Consider the following 14,080-nt stretch of genomic DNA (forward strand, 5'->3'; position numbering starts at 1 on the left):
AGCACATGGACGTGTGGATCAAGGCGTGGAGGCGAAGCTAAGCCGTGTCGACCCGAGTCGTACCGCTCACCCTGAGCGGCATCGAGCAGTTGCCGTTCCATGCCCGACGATGCGTCTTCTGGGAGATGGATCCCGCGGCGGCCGCCGAATCACTCGGCTTCGTGGACCCCGAGTTCGAGAAGGAGGCGTGGCTGTCGACGGTCATGCTGCAGTGGGGTTCGTGTGCCCGGATCGCGTCGATCGGCGACCGGATCGCCGGATGCGTGTTCTACGCGCCGCCCAGCATGGTGCCGCGGGCGCAGTGGTTCCCGACCTCCCCGGTGAGTGCCGACGCCATTCTCCTGACCACCATCAGGTTGGAACCCATCGCGGACGACACCGACGTCGCCGGTGACCTGATCCGCGCGGTCGTCGACGATCTGGTGCGCCGCAACGTCCGCGCGATCGAGGCATTCGGAATCAGGGGTGACGTGGCCACCCGGAAGCCGGCGGACACTCCCACCGCAACCGCCGGGCGCGAGTGTTCTCCCGCCGAATGCATGATTCCCGCGGACTTCCTCGAGGACATGGGGTTCGACGTGATCGCACCGCATCACCGGTATCCGCGGCTGCGCCTCGAACTGGATCGTGATCACGGTTGGAAGGAAGAGGTCGAGGCGGCACTCGATCGTCTCCTCGAGGCCGCGTCGCTGACCGTGGAGGATCTCGTCGTCAAACCGGCGGGGGCCGTGGTCGTCGACCACGGCGCTCCCGGATCGGTCAGCGGGTCTCGGTGATGGACAGTTCTTCGGCGAGAAGCTCGGCGAACGTGTAGGTGCCGGTGGGCTGATCGTCCTGGCCGAGCAGGTACAGACGTTTGACGGCGACGAGGATCGCCTCGGCGATCGTGTCGCGGTGGCGGGGATCGGACAGGACGGTGGAGTCGTGCCCGTTGGTGAGGTACCCGAGGTCGATCTGAACCGTCGGCATGTTCGTCAGCCGGAGCAGGTCCCACGTGCGACCGTGGCTGCGGCAATCCTGCAGCGGTGTCCGCGCGACGATCTCACGTTGGATGTAGCCGGTGAGAACCTGGCCGATCATCGATTCGGAGCCGTGGGAGTTCCCGTAGTGGAAACTCGCGATGCCGTTGGCAAGGGGGGACGAACTCGAATCGCATCGCAGGGAGATCATCAGATCGGCCCCGAAGGCGTTCGAGGTGCCCGCCCGCTCGATGTCGGTGGGGTCGGCGTGATACGGACGCGACAGGAACGTCTCCATGCCCGTCGCGGCCATCCGCCCTTCGAGTCGGCGCGCGAGATCCCACAGGATGTCGGCTTCGGAGATCACACCGTGCCGGTTCCGCACGATGTACCCGTGATGGTTTCCGCCGAGCCCCGGATCGACGACGATCCGCTTCCCGCTGAGCTGCGAACCGGAGCGTCGGACGATCTCCTCTTCGCTGATGGCGTGCGGCGACCCACCCGACACCCGCGTGCCGAGCAGGTCGAGCGCGCGCAGCGTCTCGGCGCCGCAGATCCCGTCCGGGGACAGGCCGATCTCCCGCTGGAACGAGCTGAGTCCGTCGTGTGTCCGCGGGCCGAAATAGCCGTCGACGCGATCCACGTAGAACCCGAGATCCTGCAACCGTGTCTGGAGCGACGCGACGTCGTCGCCGTACAGGGGGGCCGACAGCTGGTAGATCAGCGTGCGCGCACCGAGCCGGTACGACGCCTCACGCAGCGAGCGGTACGTGGCGGGACCGACGACGCCGTCGACGAGCAGACCACGCTGCTGCTGGAACGCGCGTACCGCACCGTCGAGGAGTCGATCGAACACGGCATCCTCGAGCGCGGGATCGAGTTCGCCGCCGCCGTCGATTCCGCCGTGCGCGGGCGTCCCGTCGTGGAGGAATCCCAGACCCGCCAGGATGCTGCGGATCTCGGCGACGGCAGGACCGTGATCGCCGTGACGAAGAGGACGCATGTCTCGGGCCTTTCCGTGCTGATCCGTACTGCGCTGATCTGAACTGACTGGGTACCGCTCGGTCGCGCCCGGCCCGAGGGCCGGGCGTCACCCGGACGGATTGTCTCAAACACGCTCCGAACAGGCTTTCCCGGGCGTATCCGAGGCTGATCCTGGGACGGTACTACAGCACGTCCCCCAGTTCGCGCAGCAACGCCGCCTTGCCCTTGGCGCCGACGATCGTCTTCACGGGCTTGCCACCGGAGAACAGGATCATCGTGGGGATCGACATGACCTGATAGTCACGCGCCGACGACGGGTTGGCGTCGATGTCGAGCTTGGCGACGGTCAGCTTCTCGGCGTGCTCACCGGCGATCTCCTCGAGGACCGGCGCGACCATCTTGCACGGCCCGCACCACGTCGCCCAGAAGTCGACGAGGACGGGCTTGTCGGCTTGCAGGACGTCCTCGACGAACGACGAGTCGGTGATGGTGACGGTGTTGGACACTGTGCCTCCTGGAATCGGGTGAACTGATGCGGGACGGCGGTTCGAGGTGGTGCCGGACCGGCCGTGGGGGTATCGACGGGGTGGGGCTCAGACGGACGCGGAGACCGCGGCGACAGCTTCGTCGCGATTCGCGGCGAGCCACCGCTCCGCGTCGATCGAGGCGGAACAACCGGTGCCGGCGGCGGTGATGGCCTGCCGGTAGGTGTGGTCGACGAGGTCTCCCGCGGCGAACACGCCGGGCAGCGACGTGGCGGTGCCGGGTGCGGTGACCTGCACGTAGCCCTCACCGTCCAGGTCCACCTGGCCGGTGACGAGGCTGCTGCGCGGATCGTGACCCACGGCGACGAACAGACCGGTGACGGCGAGGTCGCGGCGTTCACCGGTCACCGTGTCCTCCACGACGAGATTCTCGACGCTGTTCTCACCCTGCACCTCCACGACACGGGTGTTGGTGGCGAACCGGATCTTGTCGTTCTCGCGGGCTCGGGCCAGCATGACCTTCGATGCGCGGAAGTTCTCGCTGCGGTGGATGAGGGTGACGCTGCGCGCGAAGCGGGTGAGGAAGGTGGCTTCCTCCATCGCGGAGTCGCCGCCGCCGACGACGGCGATGTCCTGATCGCGGAAGAAGAACCCGTCGCACGTGGCGCACGCCGAGACACCGCGGCCGAGCAGCCGCTCCTCCCCCGGTACCCCGAGATAGCGGGGTTCGGCGCCCATCGCGAGGATCACGGCGCGGGCACTGTAGGTTTCGCCGTTCGCGACGACCGTCTTGACCGCACCGGTGAGGTCCATCTCCTCGACGTCCTCGGTACGCAGATCGGCGCCGAAACGCAGCGCCTGCTCGCGCATCTGATCCATCAGTTCGGGACCCATGATCCCCTCACGGAATCCGGGGAAGTTCTCGACCTCGGTCGTGGTCATCAGTTCACCGCCGAACTGGGTTCCCTCGAACACCAGCGGTGCGAGTTCGGCGCGGGCGGCGTAGATCGCCGCGGTGTATCCGGCCGGTCCCGAACCGACGATGATGATGTCGTGGATCGTGGGCGCTGTCGACATGTGAGCCTTCCGGGTCGTCTGGGGCTGGGGTTTCACATACCAACACCAGGGTAAACGGTGTTGTTCCCCGTATGCCGTGCCTCACGCCACACATCGGGACACCACCGTGTCCATCCGGTCTCCCGCGGACGGCTCCGGGACGGGCCGGGAGCCGGAGGCGGTCGCACGGTTCACACGCCGAGTTCGACGTCCCGCAGAGTCTCGCGGATCACGCAGCGGGTTCCCGTGTAGATCGTCGGCATGCACTTGTTGCAGTGGATGCACAGACCCTCGTGCGCGACCTCGCGCCGCATCTTGTCGACGACATACGGATCGCGCAGGAGCGCGCGGCCCATCGCGACGAACTCGAAGCCTTCGTCGAGCGCGGTCTCCATCGTGTCGCGGCGGTTGATTCCGCCCAGCAGGATCAGCGGCAGCGACAACTCCGACCGGAACTGCCGCGCCATCGGCAGGAAGAACGCCTCCTCGAACGGGAGCTTCGGGAAGATCCTCGGGCCGTACAGCTTCAGGCCCCAGCCGACCAGTTTCGGCTGCGACTCCTGGAATTCCTTCATCGGGACGTCGCCGCGGAAGAAGTACATGCCGTTGAGCAGGGAGCTTCCGCCCGTGAGCTCCATCGCGTCGATGTGCCCGTCCGATTCGATGAGTTTCGCGATGGGCAGCGATTCGTCGAGCCACAGTCCCTTGGGTACGCCGTCGGTCATGTTGAACTTCGCGGTGATCGCGACGTCGTCGCCGACCGCGCGCCGAACGGCTTCGAGGACGCGACGGGGGTAGGCGCTGCGATTCGCGACGCTGCCGCCGTAGCGGTCGGTGCGCTTGTTCAGGTTGGGACTGAAGAACGAGCTGAGCAGATAGTTGTGCCCGAGATGGATCTCGAGCGCATCGAAGCCGGAATCCACGGCGTACCGCGCGGCGGTGGCGTAATCGTCGACGATCGTGTCGAGTTCGGCGAGGGTGGCACCCTTCACGAGTCCCATTCCGGGCGCGCTGATGCGTGTGGACGGGGCGGTGCTGCGCATGCCGTTGGAGATCTGGTTGGCGACGAGGCCCGCATGACCGATCTGCGCCGACGCGAGCGCACCTTCGGCGTGGACGGAGTCGGTGAGCCTGCGGAGTCCGGGCACGGCGTCGGCATCCAGGACGAGGGTGTCGCGGTGCACGCGGCCGGCGGGTGACACGGAGCAGTAGGCGACGGTCGTCAGTGCCGTTCCGCCGCGTGCGACCTCGGTGTGGAACTCGACGAGGTCGTCGGAGACGGCGCCGCGCGGCATGACTCCTTCGAATGTGGCCGCTTTGACGATGCGGTTGCGCAGCGTCAGCGGTCCGAGACGGGCGGGTTCGAACACGGTCGGTCGCGGCGAAGACATGCCCCTACTTTCGATGCCGGTGGTATCGTAATTGTGGTCCGACTATAGCCTTGCGGGACATCGCACCGCCACCGTCGATTCAGAAAACAGGGACGAATGCCTGACGCCGCACCCGGACGCCCCCGCGACCCGCGTATCGACGCCCACGTCCTCGAGATCACCCGCAGGATGCTCGTCGAACGGGGGTGGGACGGACTCAGCATGCGGGCGCTCGCGGGTGAGGCGGGAGTCGGGCGCGCAACCCTGACCCGCCGGTGGCCGACCAAGGCGCACCTGGTTCTCGACGCGCTGCTGGGCTCCGCACCGGATCTCGCCCCGTACGGCGGCATCGACCGGCGAGGGTGGATCGAATGGGTGGTCACGGCCAGCGCCGAACTGTTCTCCCGCCCCGATGTCCGGGCCGCGCTGCCGGGGTTGCTCGCGGCGCTGCGCGACCACGAGGATCTGCGGACGGCCCTGTGGCGGACGTTCAGCGGTCCGAGCACCGCGCTGTTCGTCGACGGGGGAACCGACTCCGGTGATCCCGAGCTGTCGGATGCGCAGTTGGACGCGCGCGCAGTGCTGGTCATGGCAGCGGGATCGGCGCTCTTCGCCGGTCTGATCGCGGCCGAGGACGACACCCCGGCGCTGCGCGCACGCATCCTCGAACTGCTCCTGCCGGTTGCGCGCGATCGCGGGTGAGCCCGCGTCAGCCGAGAACCTCCACCTGCACTGTCGCGGGATCTGCTGCACTGCAGTGTGTTCCGACGACCAGCGCGGTGAGTTGGGGTGGCACGGGGCCACTGAGCAGCAACGCGATCACCTCGTCGCCCGCTCCCCGGATCACCTGGGAACCGACGATCACCGAATCGGGTGCGAAACCGTTCGCCGACAGGCACTCCCCCAACCGGTCGGGATCCGACAGCGGGCCGAGCCCGGAACTGCCGACGACGGCGCGAAGTGCGTCGGGGGGCAGTGTGCCGTCCACGAGGTGGGTGCCCCCACCGGTCGCCGGCTGCGCCTGCGGCGCGGTGTCGTCGCCGCCCGGTCGCAACCCGAACGCGATGACGGCGGCGCATGCCGCGGCGACACCGATCCCGGCCGCGGCCGCCGCCCAGCGTCCGACCCGTGCCGGAGCGGGCCGTTCCCGAGCCGCCAGCGCGGTGTCGATCCGCGCGGCGATCTCGGGTGGGATCCGTCCGCCCTCACCCGCGCCGTCGACGTCCGGTACCCGCAGTTCACGCAATTGCAGCCGGATGTCATCGAACCGGTCGAGAATCGCCATGGCGTCGGCGTCGCGGCGGACCGACGACCACAGTCGCTCGGCGACGGCATCGTCCAGAACCCCCGCGTGCAGATCGGCCAGCAGCGCGACAGGGTACGGCGGACGGGGAAGATCGTCCTCGTTCATGCGCGGAACTCCTCGGCGGGTCGGATGCACTCACCAGATTAAGACGGACCGAACTCACGATCGGTTCCCTCGACCCCGAAAATCCCCGAGAAGTTGCGCGAGTACGGTGCGGCCCCGCGAGCACCGGCTCTTCACCGTGCCCTCCGGAACCCCCAGCAACCTGGCCGCATCGCGCACCGAATAGCCCTCCACGTCGACGGCGACGACCGCGGCACGCTGGTCGGCAGTCAGCGATCGCAACGCCGTCGCGATGTCGAGGGCCGTCTCCACATCGACGATGGGATCGTCGTGGCTCACCGACGCCGACAGTGCATCCTCGATCAGCGGCACGGTGGGCCGTGCCCGGGAACGCCGGATCCGATCCAGACAGGCATTGACGACGATGGTGTGCAACCAGCTGCGCACCGCGGCGTCCTCACGGAACGTCGCGGCCCTCCGATGCGCCGACAGCAGCGCGTCCTGAAGGGAGTCGGCGGCGTCGTCCACGGACGGACTCACCCGGCGTGCCACCTGCCACAGGTAGTCGTAGTGGCGGCGCACCAGTATCCGGAAGGCGTGCTCGTCGCCCGCCGCGTGCGCAGCCAACAGCGCGGTGTCCGGCACCCCCGTGTCCGGGCTCCCCGTGTCCGCTACCCCTGTGTCCGCTACCCCTGTGTCAGACCCGTCCCGGAACGAGGACACGGCGATACCGGCGATCCCCCCGAATATTCGCACGCGCGGATGTTATCCGATTCGTCGGATGCAGCGCCGTTCGTGAGGTTCCGGTCGGAGCCCGGATCAGCGTGCGGCTTCGAACGTCACCTCGGAGATCGCGCTCTTGTTGCTGCCACCGCTCGTGCTCAGGTCGGTGATCCACAGCAACACGTGCGACGTACTGCCGTTCGCCTCCACGGGAATCGCGGTCTCGCCCGAACCCAGTGTGGCGGAACCGATCACCTGGGTCTGGTCGAGTGAGGGATTGTCGGACGGAGCACTGCGCACCTCCACGACGGTGCCCGGGGTGTCGGTGGTGACGGTGACGTCGGTGAGCGTGGCGGGTTCGGCGAGCGTGACGAGCAACCCGACACCGTTCTTCAGCGACGGAAACGGATCGAAGTAGGCGTCGGTGCTCCACTCGGTACTCGGATCCCCGTCGATCGCCTGCGCGGCCGTCGCCGGCGAATCCGGTGTTCCCTGGGGGGAATACACGCTGACGGAGGTGGCCGCGACCGGACCGGACGCGACGGCCGGTGTCGCGGCGCCCGTCGGGTCCGCGGGAGGAGCGGGCGCCTCCGCGGTGGACGTGAGACCGAATTCCTGGCTGGTGAGCGGCAGATCGTTTGCATCGCCCGCAAGCAGATTGGTGATCCACCACCCGATGAGCGCGAGCAGCACCACCGTGGTGATACCCAACCCGATCAGCGCGGTCATCATGCGCTGCGAATGCTTCTTCTTCTCGGCGAGCGCTTCGGGATCGCTCAGTGCATGGTTCTCGGTGACCGCGGAACGCTGACCGAGTCGCAGCGCCGGCATCATGTCCGTCTTCTGATCGACGACCGACGCCTGATCGAGAATGTGCTGAACCGTGGCGGCGGTACGGATACCACCGTCCGTGGACAACGCGCGGACCGCGACGGCGGAGATCTCGAACGGCACATCCGGTCGCAGGACCCGCGGCTCGACGGGCATCCCACCACCGCCGCGTTCGGCCGGGGGCATACCTCCGACGGTGCCGCCCTTGCGCGCGGTGTCCGCCCCGCGGGCACCCGGCGCCGCGGGTTCGTCGAGCGGCCACCGACCGGTGATCAATCCGTACAGGGTCGCGCCGAGACCGTGGACGTCGGAGATCGCGTCGGCATCGGAGAAGGTCGCGGGGAAGGCCAGCACCGCGTCGCCCGCGACACTGATGCGGATCCGGTCGGGATGGTCGATCGACAACGCGCTGCCCGCGCGATGAGTGGACTCCGCGGCGGCGGCGAGGGCACGCACCGCCCGGGCCGCGCCGATCGGGGACGGCTCCGTCGTCGACATCTCACGCAACGACCGACCGGGCGTCCACTCGGACACGACGATGCCACCCGAACTGCCGCGCACGACGTCGAGCACACGCGCGAGACCGGGCGAATTGATCCGTCCGAGTCGCAGGGTGCGCGACAACACCGACTGGGGTGAGTCCGGTCCCGTCGCGTCGACGGCCTGCTGCTCGGCATCGACGAACGTCAGTGCCACCTCGCGGTCGAGCTTCACGTCGAGGGCCTGCCAGAACCGCAACCCGCGGGCGCCGCCGTGCGGGGCGAGCAGCCGGTACCGCCCACCGGCCACCGACGCGCCGGCGATCAGTTCGGGACCGCGCATCGGACGTGCCGGTGCGGATCCAGCGACGCGCACCGGAGGCAACTGAGGGGAGCCGATCGGGATGATGCCGGTGTCGAGGTTCGGTTCGCGTGCGGGACGCGCCGGTCGCGCACCCTGCGGCGCCTTCGTCCGGGGCGCGTCGGGTGCCGTCGGAGCGGGTACCGCCTGCGTGGCCGCGCCGTCGCTCGGGGCTCCGGGAGCGGCGGACTCGTTCGCTGCCCCGACCGAACCGGAATCCGTCGGCTTCGTCTCACGGGAGCCGGAATTCGCCGGCTTCGCCTCACCCGACCCGTCCGCACCTGCGCGGTCCTTCGCATCGAGCATGGACTTGCCGGCCGCGTGGTCGTCGCTCACCATCACTCCTTCGTCGTCGACTCGTCCACCACTGCCCGTGCGGAGCCTGGGGTCGCCGGGAGCCACGAAATAGCGCGGACCGCGACGCCCCGACCGGATCTGCTGACGACCAGGGTACGGGAGTTGTTGCTGTGACCGGTCGCGACCGGGGAAGTCCCGGATCGCCGGGATGACCTCTGTGATCGCGTCGTACGGACCGACACCGTATTCGCCGTAGTCGATGCGTGGCAGCACCACCGTCCGCTCCGCGTCGTACTCGCCGTACACGTACGGCGGCAGCGGCGGGACGGGGCGTCGCGGCGCCGTCGCTGCCGCCGCGCCGCCGGGGGTCTCGTCGGGGGTGTCGGCCGGTTCGTCGCTCGCGCCGCCGCGCAGCCTCCGCCGGACCGCGGCCTCGACGGCCAGGATCTCGGGCACTCTGAGCAGCCACATCACCACGAGCGAGACCAGCACCATGAGGACACCGGTGATGCCGACGCGGATGAACGAACCGATGCCGCCGAGCCGGTCGCTGAGCGCGTCGAGTTGCAGCAGCCGTTCGGTGAGCAGCACCGTGACCGCACCCGCCGCCGACGCGGCCAGGACCTGCCACACCGTGCGGCCGACGTTGGTCATCTGCAGGTTCCCGAGCGTGCGGTGCAGCAGGAACCCGCCGATGAACGCACCGACCGTGAAGGCGACGCCCGTGGCGACGCCGAGCAGGACGATGACCTGATCGCTGTCGGACGCGACGACCGGGGCCAACGCGGACAGCGCGATCTTGACGGCCGTGATCCCCAGGATGATCCAGGTCGGTGTCCAGGCCTGTTCCCGCGCGTAGAAGACCCGCAGGTGGATCAACACCAGCGAATACGGGATGAGGGTGAACGCCGACCAGCTGACGGCACGGCCGAGCAGGTCGGCGTTGCCGGCACCGAAACTGCCGTACGCATACAGAGCGGTACCGATCTGGGGTCCGGCGATCGTGAGGAAGGTGACGATGGGGATCAGCGCGATCATCGTCAGGCGGGTCGCGACGGACAGATCGTCCACGACGGCGGGTGTGTCGCCCTCGGCCGCGTTGCGGCTCAGCCGCGGCATGATCGCCGTCAGCACCGTCACACCCAGCACCCCGTAGGGCAACTGCAGCAGCAGCCACGCGTTGTTGTAGATCGCCGGTCCCGCCTCGTCGGCTGCCGACGACACGCGGGTCGCGAAGATCATGCCGACCTGACTGATCAGCACGTACAGGATGATCGCGGCAGCCATGCCACCGAACTGCCGCAGCCGATCGTCGAGTCCCCACAGCGGTTTGAGGCTGATGCCCTCGCGGCGCAGGGCGGGCAGCAGCGACATGGCCTGCGTGACGACACCGAGCAGCACACCGATACCGAGTACCAGCAGTTTCGGGTCGCTCATGCGCACCGGGTCGAGGGTGATCTCGCCGGGCATCAGGTAGTACAGCACCAGCACACACAGCACGACGACGTTGTTGAGCACGGGCGCCCACGCCCCCGGCTTGAACACCTGCCGGGTGTTGAGGATGCCCGTGAACAGGCCGGACAACCCGTAGAACACGATCGCGGGCAACAGCAGGAACGAGAGCGCCGTCGTCAGCGATGTCGACACCTGCCCCGAATCGTCGAGGAAGATGTGCGTGGTCAGCAACGGCGCCGCGGCCACGGCCAGCACGGTCGCCGACCCGAGCAGCACCAGCGCGGCGGTGAACAACCGCCGGATGAACTTCTCACCACCGTCGGGATCGTCCCGTTCTGCACGGACCAGCACGGGCACGACGATGGAGGTGAGGACGGCACCGAGCACCAGCTCGGAGATCATGTTGGGGATCTGGTGCGCGACCGTGAACGAGCTGGCGACACCGGCGCCCAGGAGGGTGAGGATCAGCAGCTGCTTGAGGAAACCCGTGATCCGGCTGATCAGCGTCGCCACCGCGATGGATCCGGTCGCGGCCAGCAGGCTCTGTGCGCGCCGGCCACCCCCCGACCCACCGGAGGTGCCGGTCACGTCGGGAGAGGTCGTCGGAGCCGACACCGTGCCCGCCGTCCGCGCCCCGGCGCCCGCGTCTCGCGTCGAGTTCCCGCTCATCGCGTTTCGTACCCTTCGTCGGCCGGGTCCGGTTCGCCCCGGAACCTGTGCAGAAGTCGTCGTCCGGCGAGGAACAGCAGCAGTGCACCCGCGCATCCCGTGACGATCGCGATGATCCTCCCGTACGCGTTGGACCGCACCGTCACCTGCGCGGTACTGCCGAGCGGCAGCCCGGACTCGGTCGTCAACGCGAACTCGATGTCCATCTTCAGGGATTCGCTGATCCGTGCCGGCACGGTCAGGGTTCGGCTGCCGCGCGGGGGAAGCTGCGTCGGCCCGATATCGGTGATCTCCACCCCGTCGGGAACGTCGACGTGCAGGCGCACGGTGATCCCCACCGGCAGATCGTTGCGGACGACCAGCACCAGCGGGCTCTGTTCCGAGGTCAGGGTGTAGACCCCGCCCGGCGACAGCACCGTCACCGATTCGAACACCCGGTCCACCGCCTCGGTGGTCTCGTGGAGGCGGTTCAGCGCGGCGGCGGCAGCGGCCTCCGGATCGGTGCCGCGTCGGTCGGCGGAGGACAGTGCGCGGACAAGGCCGTGCCGCAGGGGTGCGGTGAACCGTCCGGGGGTGAGCTGTGCCTGGGGATCCTCGACGAAGGCGTCCTGCAGGGTGTCGAGCCGTTCGGCCTGGTCGGCGGCGAGCGTTGCCGACGACACGGGGACACCGTCCTCGAGTGCCTCCTCGGGGTAGGTGAGGAGCCGGGCCTCGACGTCCCCGGCCTTCGCCGCCGCATCCGCAACGACCTCCCGGAACGGACGGGGCGTCGCGAGCCCGGACCGCACGAGCGTCCCGAGCAGCGACACCGTCGCCGCCGCGTCGTCCGGTGACGGCGACCACACCTGCGGTGGGGCGAACACCACGGGATCGGTGGAGCCCCCCGCGGTCGCGGTGCCGTCCGGGGCCGAATCACCCGCGGCGTTCAGCGCCGGCCACGCGACCGCGGCGAGCGCATCCTGCAACCGCGCGGTCTCCGTGTCCTCGGTCAGGTCGTAGCGTGCGCTCTCCGGCACGAACGACGGGGTCTGCGGCCGGTCGCCCATCGCGGCGAAGGCCGCGGCGGACGCGCCGTCGAACACCGCCGCGGTCAAACCGTCGACGCCGCTGACCCGCATCGTCGACGGACGGGCCGAATACCCGGAGTCGAACGCCGCGTCGGCGAGCAGCGCGGTCACGGGACCGTCCTCGGCGAGCAGTAGCCCCGCCTTCTCGGTGAGGACACCGGCATCGGGCCACACCACCGAGTCGAGCGAGTCGACGCCGAGAAGTTCGTCGACGATCACGGCGGGGGCAGCCAGGGCCGTGCCGACGAGCGAGTCCCGCCCCGCGGATTCCGGGAGTTCCGCCAGCGCCGTCACATCGACCTGGGCGAACGGGAGCGGGGTCGTGCACATCCGTGTCGCCAGGCCACGCAGTCGCTCGAGCCAGCCGATCGCCGCATCCGTCCCGGAACCCGGGGTGGCGGCGCCGAGCGGGTCGGCGGGGTCGTCGACGACGAGGTATTCGGTGGTCATGCCGGCGACGGAGACGAGCAGGTCGGGATCGACCGCGAGGCACATCGCGTCGGCGACCCGCGGATCGTTCGCCGCGGTGTCCTCGGCGGCGCGCAGCAACCCGTCGAGCCTGCCGCCTTCCGTCAACGACGTCGCGAGCGTGTCGTCGACGAAACGCACCGGGTCGGTGGCCGAACCCGGGACACCCGCCGCGATCCGCGGCGTGTCCGCGAGCGGCCACAGCAGCGTCGTCGGGACGGGTTCGGTGGGGGTGGCGTCGACGGCGGGGAACACGGCGTCGTCGGTGCCGCCCGTGGATTCTCCCGCTCCGGACTCCCCCGCTCCGTACTCGTCGGCCTCGTACCCGTCGGCACCGTGCTCCCCGGACTCCGGAACACCGAGCACGGGCAGCAGGAAACGGGCGTCGTCGAGACGCGCCTGCCCGCCGTACTCGGGGGTGCCGTTGACGTTCACCAACAGCGGGTACACCCCCGGCGACGCGATGTTCAGCGACGGAACCAGGGAAGACCGCAACGGCAGCTCGAGCCGGAAGGTCCGACGCGCTCCCTGCTCGAGACGGTCGGCGACCTCCTCGAAATTGCCGACGGTGTCGAATCCGGACTGGTCGAGGGTCAGCGACGAGCGGAGCTCACCGGAATCGGTGACCTGCGGGGCGCGCTGCAACCGCACCCACACGTCGTCGACCGCCCGATCACCGATGTTCGTGACCGTTCCGCTGACCGTCACCACGGGATCGCTCGACGTCGACACCACCTGAGGCGTGATCTCGTCGATGCTCAACCTCAGGAACCGGGGTTCGTCGACGGGCTGCGCCGTCGCGGTGACGGGAAATCCCGCGACCGTGACACCGAGAACGAGCGTGAGCACCGAGACGACCGCGGCCGCGGCCCGGGAGAGAACCGATCTCATGCGAGATGGGCCCCCGGTCCGTCGGCATCCGGCAACCAGGCGGGGTCGAGATCGGCGATGAGCCGGTCGGCGATGGCGGCGAGCTTGCGTTCGTCGGCGTACGCCAGCCGCGTCCGCAGCTCCCGCAGCGGCACCCACGCCACCTCCGTGACCTCGACGTCGGCGTCCGACAACTCCCCTCCGAGATATCGCAGCAGATAGTGATGCACAGTCTTGTGGACGCGCCGGCCCTCCGTGACGAACCAGTAGTCGATGCTGCCGAGTTCGGTGAGGACGGTGCTGCGCACCCCCGTCTCCTCGTGCACCTCCCGCATCGCCGTCTCCTCGGCCGTCTCACCCTTCTCGATGTGACCCTTGGGAAGCGACCAGAGCAACCGGCCGCGGCGGTCCGTACGGCCGATCAACGCGGCGCACAATTGATCGGTGGGCCCGCCGAGACCGTCCACGACCAGACCCCCGGCCGACGTCTCCCGCACGGTTCGTAAACGCCCCTGAACTGCGGGAGCGCTCGCCGCGGAGCCACCGCGGACGGGGTTCTTGCCGCCCGACCCGCGCCGCCGCGAGCTGCGGCGGTTGCGGTTGGCACGTTCTGAGGGCGACACCTCATAGATAGTAG

11 protein-coding genes are annotated in these 14,080 nt (G+C 69.1%); 2 read left to right on the forward strand and 9 right to left on the reverse strand.

From position 1 onward, the window contains the following. Window positions 1–44 precede the first annotated feature (44 nt). Window positions 45–776, forward strand: a complete 732-nt coding sequence (locus LDQ05_RS00330; protein WP_226434899.1) for a GNAT family N-acetyltransferase — start codon at window positions 45–47, stop codon at window positions 774–776. Here LDQ05_RS00330 and LDQ05_RS00335 read toward each other — a convergent pair. The 4 genes from LDQ05_RS00335 to LDQ05_RS00350 form a co-directional block, all read right to left on the reverse strand. After that, window positions 760–1,962: an N-acetylmuramoyl-L-alanine amidase gene (locus LDQ05_RS00335; protein ID WP_226434900.1), complete on the reverse strand. Its 1,203-nt coding sequence runs from the start codon at window positions 1,960–1,962 to the stop codon at window positions 760–762. The two genes, LDQ05_RS00330 and LDQ05_RS00335, sit on opposite strands and share 17 nt — an antisense overlap. 163 nt (window positions 1,963–2,125) lie before the next feature. After that, a complete protein-coding gene (gene trxA / locus LDQ05_RS00340; RefSeq protein ID WP_226434901.1) occupies window positions 2,126–2,449 on the reverse strand; it encodes a thioredoxin in 324 nt (107 codons plus the stop codon). An 87-nt stretch (window positions 2,450–2,536) separates the two neighbouring features. Then, window positions 2,537–3,505, reverse strand: a complete 969-nt coding sequence (trxB, locus tag LDQ05_RS00345; protein WP_226434902.1) for a thioredoxin-disulfide reductase — start codon at window positions 3,503–3,505, stop codon at window positions 2,537–2,539. Window positions 3,506–3,675: 170 nt separating this feature from the next. Beyond that, entirely contained in the window at window positions 3,676–4,875 is a 1,200-nt protein-coding gene (locus tag LDQ05_RS00350) for an NADH:flavin oxidoreductase (RefSeq protein WP_226434903.1), read from the reverse strand. 96 nt (window positions 4,876–4,971) lie between these two features. Here LDQ05_RS00350 and LDQ05_RS00355 point away from each other — a divergent pair, with 96 nt between their 5' ends. Further along, complete coding sequence (locus LDQ05_RS00355; protein ID WP_226434904.1) at window positions 4,972–5,556, forward strand: TetR/AcrR family transcriptional regulator; 585 nt, start codon at window positions 4,972–4,974, stop codon at window positions 5,554–5,556. A gap of 7 nt (window positions 5,557–5,563) precedes the next feature. Here LDQ05_RS00355 and LDQ05_RS00360 read toward each other — a convergent pair whose 3' ends face one another. From LDQ05_RS00360 to LDQ05_RS00380, 5 genes are all read right to left on the reverse strand, one after another. Further along, the gene (locus LDQ05_RS00360; RefSeq protein ID WP_226434905.1) at window positions 5,564–6,265 is read right to left on the reverse strand and encodes an RsmA family anti-sigma factor; all 702 of its coding nucleotides are present in this window, start codon (window positions 6,263–6,265) and stop codon (window positions 5,564–5,566) included. 54 nt (window positions 6,266–6,319) lie between these two features. Then, on the reverse strand, window positions 6,320–6,868 hold the full coding sequence (gene sigM, locus LDQ05_RS00365; RefSeq protein ID WP_226434906.1) for an RNA polymerase sigma factor SigM: 549 nt from the start codon (window positions 6,866–6,868) through the stop codon (window positions 6,320–6,322). 174 nt (window positions 6,869–7,042) lie between these two features. After that, window positions 7,043–11,038, reverse strand: coding sequence for a murein biosynthesis integral membrane protein MurJ (gene murJ, locus LDQ05_RS00370; protein WP_226434907.1), 3,996 nt, complete (start codon window positions 11,036–11,038; stop codon window positions 7,043–7,045). After that, complete coding sequence (locus LDQ05_RS00375) at window positions 11,035–13,464, reverse strand: DUF6049 family protein (protein ID WP_226434908.1); 2,430 nt, start codon at window positions 13,462–13,464, stop codon at window positions 11,035–11,037. The genes murJ and LDQ05_RS00375 overlap by 4 nt, the downstream gene beginning before the upstream one ends. Further along, window positions 13,461–14,066: an NUDIX hydrolase gene (locus LDQ05_RS00380; RefSeq protein ID WP_226434909.1), complete on the reverse strand. Its 606-nt coding sequence runs from the start codon at window positions 14,064–14,066 to the stop codon at window positions 13,461–13,463. Before LDQ05_RS00380 ends, LDQ05_RS00375 begins: the two co-directional genes overlap by 4 nt. Window positions 14,067–14,080: the final 14 nt, after the last annotated feature.

Origin of the sequence: Rhodococcus yananensis (assembly GCF_020515525.1) — a bacterium.
Classification (GTDB): domain Bacteria; phylum Actinomycetota; class Actinomycetes; order Mycobacteriales; family Mycobacteriaceae; genus Rhodococcus; species Rhodococcus yananensis.